This window comes from Endozoicomonas ascidiicola, assembly GCF_001646945.1.
Taxonomy (GTDB): domain Bacteria; phylum Pseudomonadota; class Gammaproteobacteria; order Pseudomonadales; family Endozoicomonadaceae; genus Endozoicomonas; species Endozoicomonas ascidiicola.
Genome location: NZ_LUTV01000007.1, coordinates 267,660 through 287,396 on the forward strand (window position 1 = coordinate 267,660; position 19,737 = coordinate 287,396).

General features: G+C 47.3%; 8 protein-coding genes. 4 read left to right on the plus strand and 4 right to left on the minus strand.

Translation table 11 applies throughout. The annotated features are described in order from the left end of the window. The coding region (locus AKL11_RS20315; protein WP_172807341.1) for an IS701 family transposase at nt 1-893 on the plus strand (893 nt) is incomplete at its 5' end. A 427-nt stretch (nt 894-1,320) separates the two neighbouring features. Next, nucleotides 1,321-2,235 carry a hypothetical protein gene (locus AKL11_RS20320; protein ID WP_067521282.1) on the plus strand — a complete coding sequence of 305 codons (915 nt, stop codon included), beginning with the start codon at nt 1,321-1,323 and terminating at the stop codon, nt 2,233-2,235. Nucleotides 2,236-2,243: 8 nt separating this feature from the next. Here AKL11_RS20320 and AKL11_RS20325 read toward each other — a convergent pair whose 3' ends face one another. From AKL11_RS20325 to AKL11_RS20340, 4 genes are all read right to left on the minus strand, one after another. Beyond that, nucleotides 2,244-3,110, minus strand: a complete 867-nt coding sequence (locus tag AKL11_RS20325) for a sterol desaturase family protein (protein ID WP_067521285.1) — start codon at nt 3,108-3,110, stop codon at nt 2,244-2,246. Between the two features lie 94 nt (nt 3,111-3,204). Beyond that, nucleotides 3,205-13,908, minus strand: a complete 10,704-nt coding sequence (locus AKL11_RS20330; protein WP_067521290.1) for an Ig-like domain-containing protein — start codon at nt 13,906-13,908, stop codon at nt 3,205-3,207. A gap of 11 nt (nt 13,909-13,919) precedes the next feature. Beyond that, a complete protein-coding gene (locus AKL11_RS20335) occupies nt 13,920-14,549 on the minus strand; it encodes an OmpA family protein (RefSeq protein ID WP_067521294.1) in 630 nt (209 codons plus the stop codon). Continuing rightward, nucleotides 14,549-15,898: a TolC family outer membrane protein gene (locus AKL11_RS20340; protein WP_095210565.1), complete on the minus strand. Its 1,350-nt coding sequence runs from the start codon at nt 15,896-15,898 to the stop codon at nt 14,549-14,551. Before AKL11_RS20340 ends, AKL11_RS20335 begins: the two co-directional genes overlap by 1 nt. 213 nt (nt 15,899-16,111) lie before the next feature. Here AKL11_RS20340 and AKL11_RS20345 point away from each other — a divergent pair, with 213 nt between their 5' ends. Together AKL11_RS20345 and AKL11_RS20350 are read left to right on the plus strand one after the other, a co-directional pair. Next, nucleotides 16,112-18,202, plus strand: coding sequence for a type I secretion system permease/ATPase (locus AKL11_RS20345; RefSeq protein WP_067521298.1), 2,091 nt, complete (start codon nt 16,112-16,114; stop codon nt 18,200-18,202). Then, nucleotides 18,195-19,529 (plus strand): HlyD family type I secretion periplasmic adaptor subunit, encoded by a 1,335-nt coding sequence (locus AKL11_RS20350; RefSeq protein WP_095210566.1) that lies wholly within the window; start codon nt 18,195-18,197, stop codon nt 19,527-19,529. Before AKL11_RS20345 ends, AKL11_RS20350 begins: the two co-directional genes overlap by 8 nt. The last annotated feature ends 208 nt before the right edge of the window (nt 19,530-19,737 follow it).

The following is a 19,737-nucleotide window of genomic DNA, read 5'->3' on the forward strand; positions in this document are numbered from 1 at the left end:
CGGCAGACGAAATATTTACCGCTATTCCAATCATCTCATTTCCAGCGCCGGCTTCAGGAAACACCAGTAAACTGAAAATTGCTGTTGCCATGCTCAAGGTGGTGCGAGAAGAAGTAAGGGGTAGAGTGCTACGTCTGGTTGCTGACTGTTGGTTTATGAATGCAACCTTGATAGAACCCACTATAGAACCCACTCTAGCAATGGGTATAGAGGTTATTGGTCAAATACCCAGGAATCGTGCCCTATATGCACAGCCGGTGGAGCTCCTCAAAAAGAAACGAGGACGACCCAGAAAATACGGCACCAAAATGACGGCAGATGAAGTGGAGAAATTATCGGAGCACAAGGCTATCGTATGGTTGTACGGCAAGCATCGTACAATACGTTATCGAACCATGATTTGTCGTGCCAAATTCCTCAAAGGCCGGGAGGTGCGAGTCGTTTGGAGCCGTTTTGAAAATGACAAAGGGTTAACCGAAAGCAGGATATTCATCTCAACCAATATAGAGCATGAAGGATTAGACGTTCTACGAGGCTACAGAAAGCGATGGCCAATTGAGCCGATGTTCAATCAGCTCAAACACGCTTTCGGCTGTCGCCACCTGTGGCAGCAAAAGTTGAGATCGGTTCTTCGATGGATGCATTTGAAAATGGCAGCCTATGCATTATTGCAACTGCTGACCGTCTGTAAAAATCAAGCATGCCTGAGTATCTCGAGTTTACCCTGGCGAGATCAGGACACTACGACCGCTGGCATGATGAGAACTGCGCTCTCAAAAATTATTCCCCGGTTCCCAATTCGCGAGGGTTGGAACCGATATTGGCAAAAATATGAGTTCGATTTTGATAGGCTGACCGACCAGTTAGTTTGTGGTAAGGGCAAAGCCGTATAACCAAAGGCTTTCAGACAAAAAAACCGAATATAAGCGAGCCTGAAAAAATAGTTCGTCGATGTTGTTTATTTTGAAATTATGCAATCTGACCAAACTTCCGTTTTATGGGAAATCTAAAGTCGAGCATGAGTCTTGATCCTTTGTGATAACTTATCTTTGACCACCTTCACTGTCCCGTATCAGTGAGGAATGTACTTACAAACCATCATTCAACTATAAAGTAGACTGTAGCTGGTAAATGACTACTTCCTTAACCTATTTTTGGAAGAGCACTCGATGGCGAATGATCTTGGGTATATGCTCACCTATGCCAATTGGGCGCTCTCATTGTTGCAATTGCCCAGTGCTTCTCCTATTGTGCGTGGATACTAATAAAAACGCCGATTGTCGTATTTTGGCATTCAGGCATAGAGAATAGGACTTCATAATGGAAAGCACACAGTTGAGCTGGGCATGGATATGGTGGAGCGTTCTTGTTCTTATCAATATCATTAACCTGACCATCGCCTTGGTATTTTTCCGAAAAAAAGTGAGTGGCCCTGAAAATAGCTCCTATCTGAAACGGATGAAGCTGATGGGCGTTATCTTTATAGCGGTGGCTTTGTACCGCTCCATCTTTGTTTCCAGCTATTTAGAACAACTGGCATGGTTCGATACATTGGCAAACAGTTCTCTACTCATTCGCAGTATGGCGTTGTTTGCAGAGTTGTCTTTTGCGGGGCTGTTTATGGGAGCTATGCTTAAGCTGAATGATGATTTGAGGTTGTATCGTTCTACTGAAAAGTCCTTTGTTGATACACTGGTGAGTCAGTCACCCAAGTTTCTTTTCCTTTGTATATTTATCGCTCAATTCTTTGCGACGACAGCGCTGATTACTAAGTTTGAACTGCTTTTTGCAATTGAAGAGACCCTGTGGGGAATGGCGTTTATTTCAGTTTTTCCTTTGGCGATTAAACAACTGCGGGCAGTATCGGTGAGCAATCACTCGTCCTTCGGGCTAAGGCTGATAAAGCCTTTCGTTTGGATCAACATTACCTGGCTGGTGGGTTATTGCAGTTACTCTGTCTTTTATCACTTGCCTATTGAGTACTGGCCCCATGTGCTTGAAAACCTTAAACAGGGTAACTATCAGATATTGACTGGGATTCAAGCCGTTAAAAATGCACTGTTGGTGGTGAATGAGACACGAGATTTGAGCCAGTGGGGTGGCGTTGGTTTTGTGATCTGGCATACAGGCTACTTCAGTATTTGTGCATGGATTGTGTTGCTGTTGATGAATGGTCCAAGACTGCTTCCTGCTCGGGTGAAGGAAGCAACCTCCGTTGAAATTCAGGCTGCGTAAAAAACAACTCACACTTCAGCAGCCTCAGGCTTTCTCATTGTCTGACGACGAGACAGCCTGAGTTCTTTTTCCTGCTGATGGATCTGCTGAGGCGTTAGTCCTGCTCTTCGTCCTTTCAGGTAGCGTAGATAGGCTGGAATGTGGGTTTTGCCAAGGTATTCATCAAGATAGGGCAGAAAGCCCGCATAGTTTCCCTTGAACTTGGCATGATGAAAATCGTGATACACCGGCCCTTTATAAACTGGGAAAAGGTGTGCCGGATTCCAGGGGACATCATATCCAATATGCCCATCTGCACCTTCAATCTGGCGTATAGCGACCCATAACCAAACGACATAAATGTGAGCGCCTACCAGCATTGGGCCAACGAGTGTCAGGCCGGCAGTAAGAGTATACTCCAACCAGTTCATGTAGTTGCCGTTAATACCACAAGTGTTGTGTATGCGATGGTGCACACTATGCACATGTTTCATCAGCCACTTGTTTTCGTGCATATAGCGGTGCATCCAGTAATAAAGGAAGTCATCCAGTAATAGGAAAAACATAAGCTGAGCAATGATGACGTACCAGGCGGGCATTGCACCACTATGGACGGCAGTCAGTTTCATTAATGGCCAGACGGCTACGAGAAGTGCCGCAAGAATGCTGTTGTTAATAATGATTCTAATAATGGAGGGCCATAAATATTTGTCAAACTCGAAAGGCTTCTGCTGGATTTTGTATTTTCGCAGTGGTTCAGGGTCTAACCAGGCGACAATAGTCCAGGGTATGGCAACCAGTAAGAAAGAAGCCATGCTGATGGCCAGTGTTGCCATTGGATATTGCCAGAACCAGAGGTCGTTATAAAACCCCTGCCAGTGTTGCAGTACTTCCATGATGAAACCTTACTTATTGTGGTTATTACGTCATCTTCTTTGAACCACAATATGTGTACTTTGACGTTAAATTGCAAACGCAAGCGTTGAATTTCTACAAGTGGAAGCCGGTAACGAGAGCGTTCTGTTCTATTTGCTGTCTTAAAGCGTCCTCTGAAGTTCCCCCCTGTAGCCAGTCGACGCCAGTGAGTTCAATGGTGTCGGTCCATTGGTCAGGTTCAGAGTTAGCGATGTTAAGATAGGTATTATTGTTCTCATAGGTTAGGTTCATGTAGTGATAAGGGTCTGCCACAGCATCTTTTGGCAGGTAGCTGGCAATATCAATAACATCTTCATTGGGCTGAAAGCCGATGACTTTATTTTGATAAGGCGATTCTGCTGTGCCGGCATCACTGTTGACCCAATACAGCGTATCTTTTGCATGAGCTTCGCCATCAAGTATGAGCTGGTTATTTCCGGGCCCCGCCTGAATTTTACTGCCTTCACTATTGGCATAGATCGTATCGTTACCGCCACCACCATACACGACACCATCACCGATCAGCTCTGATGCTGTGGGTACGTGCAGGATATCAGTTCCGTCATGACCGTACTGGTTAGAGACCACCAGATTGCCACTGCTGACGAGGGTGTTCAGATACTGTGCCGATGTCATGCCCGAACTGTTGGGCAGCAGAACATCCATGGGTACAGCGTCCAGTAATATATTTTCTGATTCAACGGTAATCTGGGTGCTGTCCTCCACATCGGATATAACGACCTGTTCTGCAAGCGTGGTGCTGTCCCAAATGCCGTTTAGTTTCAACAATTTACTCAGGTCAATATGATCGACACCCGGATCGTAATTATGGATGTTTGTACGACCAGAGTTGCCTGTCTGAAACGCAAAAGTATCCTGATGATTATGTTCTGTGGAGCCATAGCTGCCGGCCCATATCTGATTATTACCAGAGCCGGGGTAGATGATGGTTTTACCGGCACCTGTAGCAATTACATCGTTACCACTTCCGCCAGTAATCACTGGAACACTGCCATTGGCAATGAGGATGTTATCGCCAGAGACGCCCATCAGGTTCTGATGGTCGGCAGATATCGTAACATTGACGGGTATTGCGCTACTGGTCTGACGATCACCGTCGCCGACATCGGAGACTGCATGAACGCTCAGGTTATAGCTGGATACCTGACTGTCTATCAGATAGAGGTCATTTAACTCAGTGCTGGTTAGCGCCACTGAACCTGTGCTCAGAACCAGCCCTACCGGTTTTAACTGGCTGTCCACCAGACTGGCATGTTCTGGTATGCCACTGATTTCAACATAAAGCTCGGTACCTACTGGTGTACTCACAACCATGGCGGGGTTGATAACAGACGCGTTTATATTCAGGGGGATAGCGGTGTTGGGTGTTGCAAAAATATGGTTACCAGTGACGTCCAGAATGGGAAGATCGCTTTTGGGTAGAATATGAACAGTACTTTCTCTGATGACTTCTGGACCATAGCTGGTGGTCATTCCAGTCGTTTTATCAACGGACTGGAGAGTAATGGAAATGTTTGCTGTGCCATAACCATCACCGGCGTTGAAATTTACCTGGTTTATGACAGCGCTGCTGGTTTCCATTGACGCGAAATAGCCTGAATCCGCCGCGACAAATGACATCACAGGGCTACCGGGTATTTGCAGGGTGGGTTGTATCGCAGCACTCTCTTTAGGGAAAAGGGTGTTGGAATCTCCGGAGATGGTAAAGGTCATCTTCAGCCCTTCGACGAGATCTTTGCTGTCGGAGTTGGTGTCTGTTGTCCGGGCATTAAGATCGAACGACAATGGCGTGTTTTCCTGCCCGGTGTATTCTTTTTCGAGAGAGTTTGCGGTTATGTGGTCGGCTACTGGCTGGATATTAACGCTGAACGTTGCTTGATCCGTGCAAATGGTGGTTATGGATTTTTCATGGCTGTAAGTATTCAGGGTCAGATTAATGATTCCGCTGAAATCTTTTGGTGGTTGTAAACTCAGGGGCTCGATCACACCGTTGGCCGAAATGAGTTCTGATGGAACTTGCCATTCTCCACGTCCATTAAAGGGCAATAGTTTCCCTGATTGTTCACTCAATACGGCACCGGCAGGTACGCCCGATAGGGTCACGGATAAAGTTTCGCTACCATCCGCATCGTTTAGGCGTGCTGAAAGACCGGAGATTGTTACCGTGTTGTCTTCCTGGCCAGCCTGATTCATCGTGGCGATATTGGTGCAGTGATTGATGGGAGTCACCGTCAGGTTAATCTTCTCGGGGAAGGATTGCCTGTCCGTTTTTCCTGTACCCGGTGCAGTATCCAGCACTTCTACAGTAAACGGTAATGTATAGACACCCGGCTTGGCTCCGCTTTCTGGTGTAAAAGTAAAGCTGCTAATACGTTGCTCAAAAGCAGCCTCACTTTCCCCGGCTTGCCGCACTGCGGTGTTGTTTGTTAAGCCCGAGCCGCTGATATGAATTTGTTCTGGTGGTGTAAAAACGACACCTTCTAACGTTTCAGAACGGTCTTTGTCACCTGGTTGAATATGCAGGTTCAAAGGAGAAGGCTGGCTGTTACTACTCCACTCGGGTGCAATGGCATCGGGTGTGGTCGAAACGGAGGGTGGATCTGCAATGGGTGCAATATCAAAATAAAGGTCAAAGGTGGTTGAGCTGACTTTGTCGGAAAGCGTATGTTGCTTCAACGTCTGATACTGAATGGTAGAGAGCCCGGAAAAATCGCCGGGTGGTCGAAATTTCAGGCTACTGAAATCCTCGGGGTTTATCAGATAGGAGATTATCTGACCATTATCTCCCCAGTAGTTTGAGGTGCTGCCTGCCAATGTCCAGTTATTCAGATCAATAACATGTATCTGGAACGTCGTCTGTTCATCCTCTGTCGTATGAGCCAGACTCAGATCAATGCAGGCTTCAGGAATCGTTAGCCAATGGTCTTCCTGTCCCTCAGTGGGCTCGCTGCAATGTACGATGTTGTCAGGAGGAGTCGGTTCTTCCGAAGCGTGGGTGTTTATATGATCTACCGTCACGGCCCATCTGGCGTAACGGGCTTCCTGGTCTCCGATGTCTTTGACGATCCCCTTGATTTGAATTGAGTAATCACCGAGTTCAGTAAAATGGACGGACACACCTTTCAACCCGCCACTTTGTACCAGCCAGGCTTCGTTATCGAAAATCAGTTGTTGTGATCCTGACGTGGCCAGGTTCCAGCCGCTGGTCACCTTATCGCCGCTGTGTTGGTCAAAGACATTAATTTCATACTGAGGCACTTTACTGGTCATCAGGGCTTCACTACCATCGGAGTCCGTTGAGATCAGCTTGAGATTGTTTAAAGGGAAATCATTGCCGGTCATAGGCGGCGGATTACCAATAATGGCCACCTGAGTGTTTTCATTGGGATTAAAGGGTGAAGGCTCTGGTTGCTGGCCATCGACTTCCCCTTTCCAGTCGATGGTGGAGGAGACTTTAATCACTTTACTGCTGACCAGTCCGTTCTGGGCATCGCGGATCGTCAGGTCATAACTGAAGTGGGTAGTATGGTTATCCGGTGTTGGGTAGTCATGGTTGATCGTACCGTCGGGGTTGACGGGGACGATCACTATTTTCTCATGTTGTAATGCATTTTCCAGAGCCTGTTCACTGCCCAATAATTTCGCGAAGGAACCCTCTGCATTACTCCTCAGCCTGCCATCAATCATGACACCAAAGCCCTGAGGCAGATTGATGTGGTTGATGTCGGTGATGGACTCACTTCCATCGTCGTCTTTTAAGTGAATGCCCTGCAGGGAAAAAGGTGCGCCGCCGGATTGATAGCCACCTTGACGGTTAATGGAAACTTCAACGCCTTTCAAGGTGTCGCTGATTTGATTCGGTGTATCAATAACGGGCTGAAAAATACCTTCAAGTTGGTAGGTGAAGGTCTGGCTGGCACCATCCAATTCGGTGACAAGCACATCCATAGGCAACAGGACAGTCCCGGCAAAGTCATGGGGTGGTTTGATAGAATAGATGCCTTGTTTAAGGTCTTCAGGGCTTATTTGATACATCGGTTCACCCTTCACAACTCGTGCGATAGGGGGCGGGTTTCCATGATCATCCAGCAGCCGAAACTGCTTGTTCGGTAAAGAAATGACCGAATTCAGGTTTTCTGAATCATCAATATCGCCAGATATCAGAGCAAATTTCAGGGGTAAGGCGCTATCCTCAAAACCATGACCAATAATGAAATCTTGTTTGGTGTCGTTTAGTTGCCAAATTTCATTGGAGATGATTTCAGGGTGATCTGGCACACCGGCTATATCAATCTGAAGGTAGCCATTGTCTGAAATGGCCTCGCCAGCCCCGAAGGCAGGCTCTATTTCATCCTGACTAGACTCACGGCTGATGGCGTTGATTTGCAGTTTCAGGGTTGAAAAATTGGCAGAGCTTCGGTCTTCTGCAGGTTGATAAAATAGATGAGGAATAGCGTCTCCGGAGACTTCAAAGAACCCTTTACCGGGTCGAATCTCATTCCATGTTCCATTGTTGTTTACCCAGAGAGAACCCATGGATTCACCCGCTTTAATCAAGGGCGTTATTCTTAAAAAGAGACTTTCCGAGTCATCTGCATCTGTCAGCGATGCTTTTATGTGATCACCAATGTCAATCTTCTGGTCTTCATACCCGTTAATAACGGCCAGATCTGATTGTGGCCCCGCTGGATAAACGGTCAGTATTAGTTTATCAGCGACAGGCACAACATTGACGATCAATACTTGTGGAGTGCTGGCGGTTTTGGTGGCGAAGTTGCCCTTTTCTGTTGCCGTCGCATTGACGTGTAATTCTGTGCTGCCTGCCCAGTGCTCTCTGGGAGTAATTGATAATGATGAAAACTGCTCAGGGGATAATTTTTCACCAGCAGTAACCGGGTTGCCATTAGGCAGTGAGAGGCTCAGATCGGGAGAGAGTTGTGTGATTTCATAGGTTAGCTTTTCAGAGGTGTCTGTATCCTGAAGCTCTGCCTTAATAGAGGAATTTTTGGGCTGCAGAGGAAACGTGCGGTCTTCCAGTCCTGTGATAACCGGTAATTGATCAGGCCAAATAGGCGCATCAGCTATGCCGTCAATATGAATGACCAGTTTACTGTTGATGCCTTGATCAGGGCCAGGGTCTGTATGAATGTTGGCGTGCAGTCTCAGAGTGATTTGGTGGTTTTTTAGCGTAAAGTCCGAGGCGTTTTCTGCGGGAAGGTAGCCTAGATCTCTGGCAGTAAAGATTGCATTTTCATTCACTGAGGATTGATGCAGGGCATCGAGAGGAATGTAAATGGTACCTTTCGTCGCAGGCAGTACCTGATCATGCCACAACAGTTTTCCGCCCTGTAGATCAACAGTTTTAACCGACAGTGTATTGATGGTTTCGTGACGGTCAATATCTCCCAGGTTGATGGAAAACTGAACGGGAATGGGAGTGGTCGTGTCTTCTTCTCCCCGGGCATTAACGATTTTTTCAAATCTTGCGGGTTGATCACGGATAGTGATTTGAAATGGTGCAGTACTTACGTCGCCATCACCATCCTGAATGATGCTGGTCATCTTGAGGGTGAAGTTTTCACCCTGAGCGTGGTCAATATGAGGTTTGGTTATCAGCCTCCACTGACCGTTACTGAGCACAATCAGCCTGCCTGCATCGGTGTTGAAATCGACTTTGCCAGATTTTCCAATAGTATGAATAACGCCGTTGTAGACAATACCGCTGACGGATGCACCATCAATATCGGCGTGTAAGTCATCATTGGTAAGCAAGTTGCGATGCTGGGTGAATCCTACAGTTTTACCTTCTATCGCAATAGGCTTGCCATCTTGACCGAAGAAATCACCATGTGCTTCAGGAACAGTATCCATTACGGTGTATTTAAACGTCATTGGATTGCTGTTCACACTTTTGTCACTGTCGCTTAAGATGACCGGGACATCAAAAGTGATCGATTCGGAATGGTTTCCGGAGGTAATTGGGTGATCCAGGTTGTCTAACTGTTCAAACTGAACGTTAGCGGTCGTGGAGGCTGGATAGGACACTGAAAAACGAAAAACAGGAAAGTGATCATCTTCACGGCTGATGGTTAAGACCGAGTTGTCTTTACCTGACGATGTGAAATCGACTAATGCTTTGCCATCAGAACTGTACTCCAGAAATTCTTTTTGAATAGCGGGTAAATCAAACCTGAGTACGGGGCGGTCTGAACCGGGCTGGAATTCAAAAGAGCCTTCAACCAGTGTGCTGTTACCTTTATTGATGTCAGTGGTAGCGGGCGGTTGATGAATACTTTGGGTAACCGGGAGTGCGCCATCAAGAAGCCAGAGTTCAAAAGTGTCGTTCACTGTCGAGCCATCGGCATCTCTGGCTTGCAGTGTTAATGGCATAGATCTGCTGGCTGTGTGTTCTCCAGAAGGTGTGAGGTGATCAATGTAGTTTAACCATGTAACCCCTACTGAAGTATTAATGGTTTCTCCAGCAGGAACAATGATGCTTGACCCATCGGGCTGCACGGTAGACAAATCAAGGATATGAGTGCTTCTGTTTTCCCCATCCATAGACCAGGCTTCCCAGCGCTCATTGGGGTGACTGTTTGAGCCTGCTGGGAAGAATTTAATGGGGAGTCCATCCGATGTGATCCTGTTGCCAGTGTCGTCAATAACAAAGCCTGTAACATTACTGTCAGGTTTTAAAAAGAAAACATCGTTAATGATATCGCTATCAGCGCTTACCTGCAGAGGCACTCGCTCAGAAATTCCGTCGCTGAGATAGATGGGTTCTTTCAGCACCAGCTCATGGATATCCAGAGACAGGTTTAGCTGGCTGTGATCTGTAATTTCCACCTCAAGCTGCGCTTTGGTGGTATCTCCATCGCTATCAGATACTGCGACATTGATTATAAGAGGCCACTGACCTTTATCCTGATTCATACCTTGAGTCAGTGTGGCCGTGTAATGCAATGTTGACGGTGTGGATGCAAGTGGAGCGTCATCCAAAGTCATGGTGAGTACTGGGTTATCCAGCTGTCCAGCTGTGTAGAGTGTTATCGTTTGGCCATTGTTGGCTATTTCCAGAGGCAAATCATTGGAAAATAAACCATTGAGACCCGGTTGATCGGAAGTGAATTGCCAGCTGGCGGGGTTTATCGGATCGGCATTGGGGATGGCGCTAATAGTCCCTGTGGCTGTGGCTGGAAGATTGTCTTCTTCCATATGAAGCCGGGAAGATTGAATCAGTGCGGGAGGTGCGCCATCAATAATCGTGGTTGTAAGCAGACTTTCCTGTTTCGCCAATGTACCGTCAATATCCTGATAAGTGAAAGGCAGTTTTAGTACGATTTGTTGGTCACTTATGTTTATCAGGTTTGAACCACTGATGCCGTGTATGTGATCCAATGGTTGATCCAGCTCCCCGAGAACCCGCACAATCTGGTGATCAACGCCTTTACCAACTTTCTCCAGCGTCAATTTCAGTACGGGTTTAACGCCGTTGTGGTCATTGATAAAACCATTTATATGATTCTTGTTAATAGTGAAAGTGACAGGGTTTCCAAGAGAAGTCAGTACGCCGTTAAGCATGTCCGGGTCAGCCGTAAAGGTCAGTGTCATCGGATCTATGGCATCCGAACCATCACTGCTAAGGGCAACAGGTTGACTGGATTTATAGACTGGATATCCGGGAGAGCGACTCATGCTCTCTTCTTTCATAGTCAGGTATAACTGGTCTCCACCGGAGGCCGGCGTGCCATCAATAATAGAAACAATGGCCTTGGCTGATGCCGTGTCGCCACTGCTGTCAGTGGCGGTGTAGTCGAAGTTCAGTTTGATTGGGTCACGATTTTTCAGGCTTTTTTTCGCAGTGAATTGATAATCACCATTGGCTTGAACGACAAAATCACCGTACAGAGTTTTGATGGTATGGTTTGGGAGATAAGTAAATTTATTGTTGTCGGGTGGGTTTTCAATCAGTGATCGAGGGGTTGGTTCGACGGCAGTGACGGTGAGAGTATCCAGGCAGTGCTGATCATTGGTCAGCAGATTGCCAGTGACGGTTTTTCCTTCAACCACTTGAATATTGTCATCATAAAGGGTGACTGTACCGTCTACCATGGTCAGGTCAATGGTATGCGTGGCACTACTGATGTCCTGATCCGTGGCGGATATTACCATCGGAAGTACCGCAGGCGACGATGAGACAACATTAAGGTTGGCTATTTGCAGAATCTTAAGACTGGCCTGCAGGTTTCCAAGCGCATCGGCGTGAATATTCTGCAAGCTGATGTCCAGAACCGGATCACCGTAAACCGTCGACAATGTCAGGCTCTGATTGTTTGGGCCAGGGTGCAGGTTGGTTAGGTCCAGAGCGGCACCACCACTGTTGGGGAAGTCGTCGCCCAGTGATTGTTGTAAAGCGGCAGTGGTCGCATTTAGGTTGAATTGCAGCTTGGCCGGTAACAGAGGATCGGAACCTTTTATTACCTCAAGAGATCCATAATCTGGACTTGGTGCGGGTTGTTCGCACTCTTGATCAATGATCATGGACTTAACGGACGCAGGGGCGAAAACAGGGGCAGGGCCATCCAGTACATAAAAGGTAATGGGCGCTGTATCACTGTCTCCATCCTGATCGGTAACTGTGATATTGAACGTATCGGTTAAGGGTTTATCGGGCAAATGAATCTGTGCTGGTTTTGCTTGATAGTTCCAGCAGCCGTCTATAGACGCATAGAGGGTTCCGTACTGTCCGGTGAATGGATATAAGCCAGTAAATGGATCTGCGGTTGCTGGGGTGATGGCGTTAACAGGAATGTCATTAATAGCTGTCAGCTCACCACCATCTGCACCCAGCTGATTCGGAGTGAATAATTTACAACTGTCGTTTGGTGGGATCTGGCAGGCATTGTCGCCACAATATTTTACCTCACCTTCGATCACAGACACCGGTGGATGGTCAATGACTGCGGGGCTGTCATCGAAGATGGAAATTGAAAATCCGGCCTTCGAATGATGAGTTCTATTATATTTTGCTGAATACAGACTTTTCAGGTAAGGGATGTTGAGTATTATGGCTTCACTGTCGCCCATGATGGAGTGATCCAGAGGCTTGTATAACGTCGCAGTGGCATCCTCGTCACCTCGGGCAGGGAGCGTAATAGAAAAGGCGGTTTGAGTTTCATTCTTGTTCTGGTAGATGGCTTTTAGTATTTGTGAGTTCGCCTGTTCCTGAGTTTGCCAGGTTAAGGGGAAGGTATTATTGTCATCAATTACTTTAAGTTCTGCTGGTAAATCCTGTAGGTCTGCAGCGGAGAAACTGAGCTGTGTCGAATGGTTGGCGACTGGGTTAATTGTTTTGGTAAGGGCACTGCCTTTGTTTTCTTGTAAGCTGGCTTCGTGAAAACTAATTGCTCCGGGATTACCAAGAGGCACCATCTGATCTCTGACAACAGTACATGCTCGGTCTTCTACATAAGCTTCAAAATAGTCACTGGTATTGTTCAATGGAACATAAAGAGGTGAAGTTTTCCAACTGGCTTCTTTGACGGGTGCATCGTAGGATGCAATGGGAGTGGGTTGATCGGACTTGGTGTAAAAATCCAGTTGAACCACGCGATTATTATTTATTCCTGTGGTCTCTCCAGTAATAGCTGAATAAAGGAAATCCGTTTGGTAGCTATCTATGTCATTGATCCAGACTTCCGCTTTTGTATCAATGGTTAATGGGAACTCAGTGGTTGACGTATTTCCGGCAATGTCTTTAGATTCTGCTTTTAACTGATAAATTCCATCTTTCAATGGCTCTGTAAGTTGCACTGACCATTGACCGGTGTTGTTTATTTTGAGCCCGCTTACTTCTATGTGGTCATCAATTAACAGGCTGAGCGTTGCTCCAGGTTCGGCAGTGCCTACAATTAGAGGACGGTTGTCGCTAGTTGGGTTACCGAAATAATACCCTGGGTGACCGTAGCAGGAGTCACTTTCGTGGGCGAGAGCAAGGGTCACTGGGGTGATTGTATCCAGCAGAAATGTGGTGGTGTCCGAGACATTCTGTTTGGAGCCGTCACTGGTTTGCGCCGTTATTTTAATGCTTCCATCTTCCAGTTCTTTTGGAAGGTCAGACAGCGTTGCTTTCCAGTGAATTCCATCGTCATCAACTTTGGTTTCCTGTTTCAGCTCGTGACCATTGTGATCAGCCAGGGTGAGAATAATCGGGGTCATGGGTTCAACATTGATCACAGTACCCGATACAGTGAGTGATTTGGATTCCTGACGATTAACAATGTTGTCTGCGGTGATGGGCGTATGAATCAAAATGGCTGGCAGGATAATGCCATCTCCCGATAACGAGAGCTTGTTGAAGTCCTCATAACCAGAACTCTGTTGAGATTGCCAGCTTGTGTTGAAGCCGGAGGTAGGGCTTACCGCTAAAATAGCCAGTGGGATTATTTCTGGTGGCGTAATACCCGACACATTACTGGCATGTTGAGTTTGAGGGATTGGATGTTGGTCTGCTGATGTTTGTCCACTGCTATCAGTGATGTTCTCATGCAATGGCGTTGAGTCCGGCTGCTCCCCTTTGATTAAGTTAATTGAGTTAATTTCAATCGTAGAGTCATCATTCAACTCCAGAAGGGTGCCGGACTCCAATACCTCACCTTCATAAACGCGTTCTCGTACATTGTCAGCCGTGACTTGCCAGACGACTCCACTGACACGGGTGGCGATGCCAGAACTGCTAACCAGAATGACTTTATTCATAAGGAACGACTTTATTGAAAGGCTGGGCCTGAAAAGGTCTGTGCAGACCACTTCTTGATGGGTTTCTGGGGTTTAATCGAGAGTAGAAGCGTGGTTCTGCGATTCAACTGGTTCCCTTCTGAGGGCGTCTGAGCAACGATGGGGCTTTGATTTCCATACCAGTGAGAAGTGATGTGGTCAGGGTTCACCTGAAAACCATGAATCAAAGTATCACGTACACGCTCAGTACGCTCTCTCGATAAGGCCAAGTTGTAACTTGCAGATCCTGGAAGGCTGGCATATCCACTGATGCTCAACCTGCTGTTCGGGTGTCGTCGCATATAAACTGCGATCTTCTGAAGGGGCTCAAGCTGATGCGTATCAAGCTGTGCTGACGCATTCCCAAAGAAAATAATCGACTCTTCCTGTTGATCACCGGCAAGCCAGGTTGGGCAACCGGCATTATCGACAATTGAGCCTTTGGGTGTTATAGGGCATTGGTCTCTTACATTGACCACGCCGTCATAATTGCTGTCCTGCAGGTCATAGAGCTGTTGATGGTAGGTGTCTATCCTGTAGTTACTGCTACACCCGAGAAGCAGCATAAGGGCAAGGAGTGGTAAATGGCTGACCTTGATAGCCAGGGATGATGAGGGTTGCATTACAACTCCCTGTTCGATGGTTGCCAGTTGGCTGGCAGGGTTATCTTAAATGCATCCAGCAATCGTCCAGAGATATGCAGCAGCCGGTAATCTGCCTCAAGGCTGGCAATCTGAGCCTGGCTCCAGTTCAAGGATGCGGTCAAGCTTTCGTTTTCTGCATTCAGGACATCCAGTAGTGAGCGTTCCCCCATAGAAAACTGACGTCTATAGGCGTTCACTGTTTCCATGCTATAAGTCACGTGTCGCTGCAATTGAGGAATCTGTCGATGAAGCTGGATATGGGCTTCCCAGGCCAGATTGGTTTCTTCCTGAACTTCCAGCAGGGTTTGCTGGTAGATATCTTTTGATTCATACCAGCGGCTCATGGATGCTCTTTTTCTGCCGTCGTCTGCGCCTCCATTAAAGACATTAAGGCGAACGTGAAACATCAAGGTGTAGTCATCATCTCGACCGATGATGCCATTCAGGTTGTTATTCCACGATCGCTCGGCAGAAAAATAGACATCAGGGTAGAATCGGCTTTTGCTGGCTTGATACTCACTGTTCGCTGCCAGACTGTCCTGTTTTGCAGATTTCAATAATGGGTATTCTGTAATAGCTATGTCCACAACCTGCGGTAGGGTGTTTGGTATAAGGCTACGGTCAGGTACGGGTTCAACCAGACGGTCTGGTTGGGTTCCGGTTAATGTATGAAATCGTAACTCTGCATCCTTCCTATTGTTTTGAGCCGCAATGGTATTTGCTTCTGCACTGGCCAGTCGGCCTGAAACCAGCGATAGGTCTGCAGAGCTTTGTATACCAGACTCTGATCGTTTGTATATTCGATAAAAAATATCCTGATGAACCTTCAGGTTTTGCTGAGCCAACTCAAGGGCTCTTTCAGTCATGATGACAGCAAGGTAAGCACGAGCGACGTTTAGCGCCATTTCTGAGGCAATGGTCAGCAGACGGAACTGTTCAGAATAGGTTGTGGCTTTGGTTCTTTTTGTGTCATGCCAGGTTGAAAAACCTGAGAAAATCTCCTGACGCAAGGCAACGGAGGATTCATATCGATGAAGGCGATCGCTGGATGAAGCGCTGCCCCCGCGTGTCGTCCCATTGGAAGTCCATTCATAACCCGTCCCGCCATGGAGGTTGATGCTGGGAAGATAGCTGGCTCTGGCAATGGACTCTTCGTCTATTTTGGTTTGAACCCGCTGGGTTTGCTGATGCATCTTTGGGTTGGTCATTAGAGCGATGGAAACTGCTTCCTCAAGGCTCTGCCCAGACGCCACTGTCGTAAAAGTGATGAATGCAAACAAAACGTAATGGCGATAAGAAAGGCGTGGGTGAAAATCAATGGTAGTCATATTGCTGAATGGCAAAGAAGATACTCTGGTATTGCACTACTAAGTTGACAAACACCGGTTGCTAACAAAGTAAAGCGTTGCCCTGTCAGGCAGGGAAAAGGAAAGCACTATTTCAAAATAGTCGATCACCTCAAAGGTCGCAAAAGTCATTGTGCGTCTATCCTTTCATGGCGAAGAATTTCTGTTGATATTCCTTCTTCATACTGGACGACTATGACCGTAAGCCCGTTATTAGCCTGCCTGATCTGGCTGACCAGATATTTTGGTACACCAGCGACCGCTGAAAAAATACTGTCTGGGCTACCGGCCACCGCTTCCGATCTGGATTTCTCGCTGCTGGAAAGAGCCGCTTCAAATGCCCACATGGATGTTTGTCGTCAGTCGCTAACGGGGGATTGGCTGACGGATAAAAGCCCTTTGCCTTGCTTGGTTATCAGTAATGGAAAACCGTTGATCATCACCCATATCAACGCCAATGGGTTAGTAGTATCCACCTTGAAACCTTATGATCATGATGAAAGTAATGAGGTGGATTATGGTGTCTTGCTCAACAGTATTGAGAAGGATGTCTACTTTTTTAGTCCCAAACCCGACAGCCACAACACACTTTCAAGTTCAGAACAGTATTTTGAGCATCACTGGTTTTGGGGGGCGTTATGGTCCGGTTGGCGAATTTATCGCGAAGTATTACTGGTATCGCTTCTGGTCAATCTGTTTGCCCTTGCGGTTCCGTTATTTGTTCGTCTGATTTATGACCGTGTGATTCCTGGTATGGCAATGACGACACTGAACACCCTGGTCGCTGGGGTGCTTCTGGTTGTGACGTTTGAATTGTTTTGCCGGCAGCTGCGTATTCGATTTATTGATGTGGCGGCCAAAAAAACAGATCTCATTATGTCCAGTGAGTTATTCGCGAAGGTGATGAATGTTGATCTATCATCGGTTCCTCCGGTCGCAGGGGCATTTGCCCGACAGGTTCAGGATTTTGAATCAATCCGGGAGTTTCTGACCTCAACCACGCTAACGGTGCTGGTGGAGATCCCCTTTGCCTTTATCTTTTTATTAGTGATTATGGTGATGGGTGGGAGCATCGTTTGGATACCGATCATTGTTATTCTGGTCATGGTGGGGTTGAGTGTATTTGTTCAGCCATCGTTGCGTAGAAGTATTCAGGAAGGCGAAAAACTGTCCACACAGAAACATGGTGACTTGGTGGAAAGCATCTCTGGTTTGGAAAGCCTTCGTCTTGCGGGTGGTCAAAGCTATTTTCAGAAACGATGGGAGCAGGCTACCGGCTTGATGGCAACCTGTGGTTTGCGAACCCGGGCTATCACCGGAAATATGAGCGCTCTCTCTGTTTGGCTGCAGCAGATGGCCACCATTGGTATTGTGTATTTTGGTGTTCGTTTTATCCATCAATCTCAGATGAATATGGGTGCGCTGATTGCCATTATGATGCTTTCTGGTCGAGCCATTGCACCCTTTATGCAACTGTCTCTGCTGGGCGCTCGTTACTGGCAGGCGAAAACGGCTTACCGAAATATTGATGGTTTAATGCAGTCTCCGGAAGAAACATCGAGAAGTGAATCATATCGTCCGTTAACACCGATACAGCAGACTATTGTTTTTGATCAGGTGTCGTTTTCATATCCGGGTTGTTTATCGCCGACTCTCAAAGATCTTTCATTTACGATCAAACGAGGCGAGCGAGTCGCCATTGTTGGGCGATCCGGTTCGGGGAAGTCCACTCTGGCTCGTTTATTGGCAGCACTTTATTTACCAGGCAGTGGTCAGATTTATCTGGATGGCATAAGCCTGAAAGATATTCATCCTGTTACTCTAAGAGAAAATATTGGTTTTTTGGCGCAGGAACCCTGGCTTTTTAATGGGGCAGTGGTAGCCAATATGATGATGGGCGCCAAGGTAAAGAGTGAAGAGCACATACTGAGTGTGGCGCAGCAGTCAGGGGTCACCATGTTTACCGGAGAGTCGACAGCCGGTTTGGAATATCCGGTTGGCGAAGGTGGTCGTAATATCTCTGGTGGCCAACGGCGAGCAGTGGCTTTGGCCAGAGCCTTGATTAACAACCCCGGGGTTGTGGTGTTGGATGAACCCTCCGCGCACATGGACAGTATGATGGATGCCCGGGTGCAACAGACCCTGCAAACGTTGCCAGAGTATGTCACCTTGGTGGTGATTACTCATCGAAGTTCACTCCTTTCTATTGTTGACCGTGTTCTGATGTTGGAAGGCGGACGTCTGGTTTCAGATCAGGCTGTTATCAAGAAGTCGACCCATGGATAGTATCTGGCATCGGTGGCTGATTCGAACAGCATCCAATCGACAGCAGGCGAAAGCATTGGACATTACGTCATCATCCCGCTGGCTTGTCTGGCTCTTGTCGGTGTTTGTCGTGGTGTTTTTACTGTGGAGCTGTTTTCTTGAACTGGACGACACAGTCTCTGGTTATGGCAAGGTGACGCCATTTAGCAAAGTGCAAGAGGTGCAAAGTCTGGATGGTGGCAATTTAAAATCGGTATTTGTTGCAGAGGGTGATTTTGTTCGAGCTGGCGAGCCGCTTTTGCAGGTGGATGAGACTCGCTTTCAGTCGTCCTTCCGAGTGAATGAGTCGGAGTTGGAGTTCTTGAAGGGAGCTGCCATTCGGTTGGATGTTGAGCTGTCGCTTTTGGTGCAACAGCAGGATGGCAGCTGGTTAATAAAAGGCAATGAGAGTGTAGTGATTCCAGAAAAATTCCTGCATGAATTTCCTGCTCAGGCGCTTTCTGCGACAAAGCTGATTGACGAGCGAGTGGGGGCGTTAAAAAGCCAGATGGCGGTACTGAGTCAGCAGTCCTTACAAAAACAGCAGGAAATGAATGAGTTGAGAGCTCAGATAAAGATCCTGGAAAAAAGCCTGACTCTCGCCAGAGAGGAGCTTGCGCTGAAAGCCCCGCTATCGGCCGATGGCGTCGTTACCCGGGTTGAGATCATTGCTCTTGAACGTCAGGTAAATGAGCTTCAGGGTGAAGTGGGTAATGCTGTACTGCGCACCAATCGATTACGATCTGCTCTGCAGGAGGCAGACAACCGCAGTCGTGAATTAGTGGCACGCTATCGGGCCGATTTACAAAAAGAGTTGCAAGAGGTGCGGGAGCGATTGGGGAAGTTATCGGAGGGGCAGGCTGGTCTTGAAGACCGGGTGCAAAAAACCATTCTCTATGCGCCCGTGGATGGAATGATAAAACGTATTTCCGTACACACAGAAGGCAGTGTGATTCAGCCCGGTGCAACGTTGGTTGAGATTGTGCCAGCAAATGATCCGCTCATTATTGAGGCAAGAATTCAGCCTGCAGACATTGCTTTCCTGAAACCGGGTCAAACTGCCTGGGTCAAACTCAGTGCTTATGAATTCTCAATTTATGGGAGTATTCAGGGGCAGGTGGGTTCCATCAGTGCCGATACGCTGAACGATGAAAATGGTCAGCCTTATTATCGGGTGCGTCTGAATCTGCCGATGACCAGTCATATTGGGCTATTGCCTGGTATGACGGGGATGGTGGATATTGTCACTGGCACCCGAACCGTCATGGAGTATTTATTGATTCCTCTCGCCAGAGGGTTTAGAGCTTAATAGCTTACCCGGATGCTTCATAAACATGCTTCCGTTCTCGCTTGTCCTTTGTTGTACTAGGAGCCTGTCGGACTTAGAACAACTTTTGAGTATAATACCCGCAAGATCGTAAAAGACAGCCAGCCAATGAACAAATGGACTTTCAGACCCATTGACCGAGACATCCCTGACTTTTTTCCTGCCACTGTTCAGGATTATCTGCCAGAGG

Coding starts and splice junctions, on each gene's coding strand:
- AKL11_RS20320 (WP_067521282.1), top strand. CDS start 1,321: ATGGAAAGCACACAGTTGAGCTGGGCATGGATATGGTGGAGCGTTCTT.
- AKL11_RS20325 (WP_067521285.1), bottom strand. CDS start 3,110: ATGGAAGTACTGCAACACTGGCAGGGGTTTTATAACGACCTCTGGTTC.
- AKL11_RS20330 (WP_067521290.1), bottom strand. CDS start 13,908: ATGAATAAAGTCATTCTGGTTAGCAGTTCTGGCATCGCCACCCGTGTC.
- AKL11_RS20335 (WP_067521294.1), bottom strand. CDS start 14,549: ATGCAACCCTCATCATCCCTGGCTATCAAGGTCAGCCATTTACCACTC.
- AKL11_RS20340 (WP_095210565.1), bottom strand. CDS start 15,898: ATGACTACCATTGATTTTCACCCACGCCTTTCTTATCGCCATTACGTT.
- AKL11_RS20345 (WP_067521298.1), top strand. CDS start 16,112: ATGACCGTAAGCCCGTTATTAGCCTGCCTGATCTGGCTGACCAGATAT.
- AKL11_RS20350 (WP_095210566.1), top strand. CDS start 18,195: ATGGATAGTATCTGGCATCGGTGGCTGATTCGAACAGCATCCAATCGA.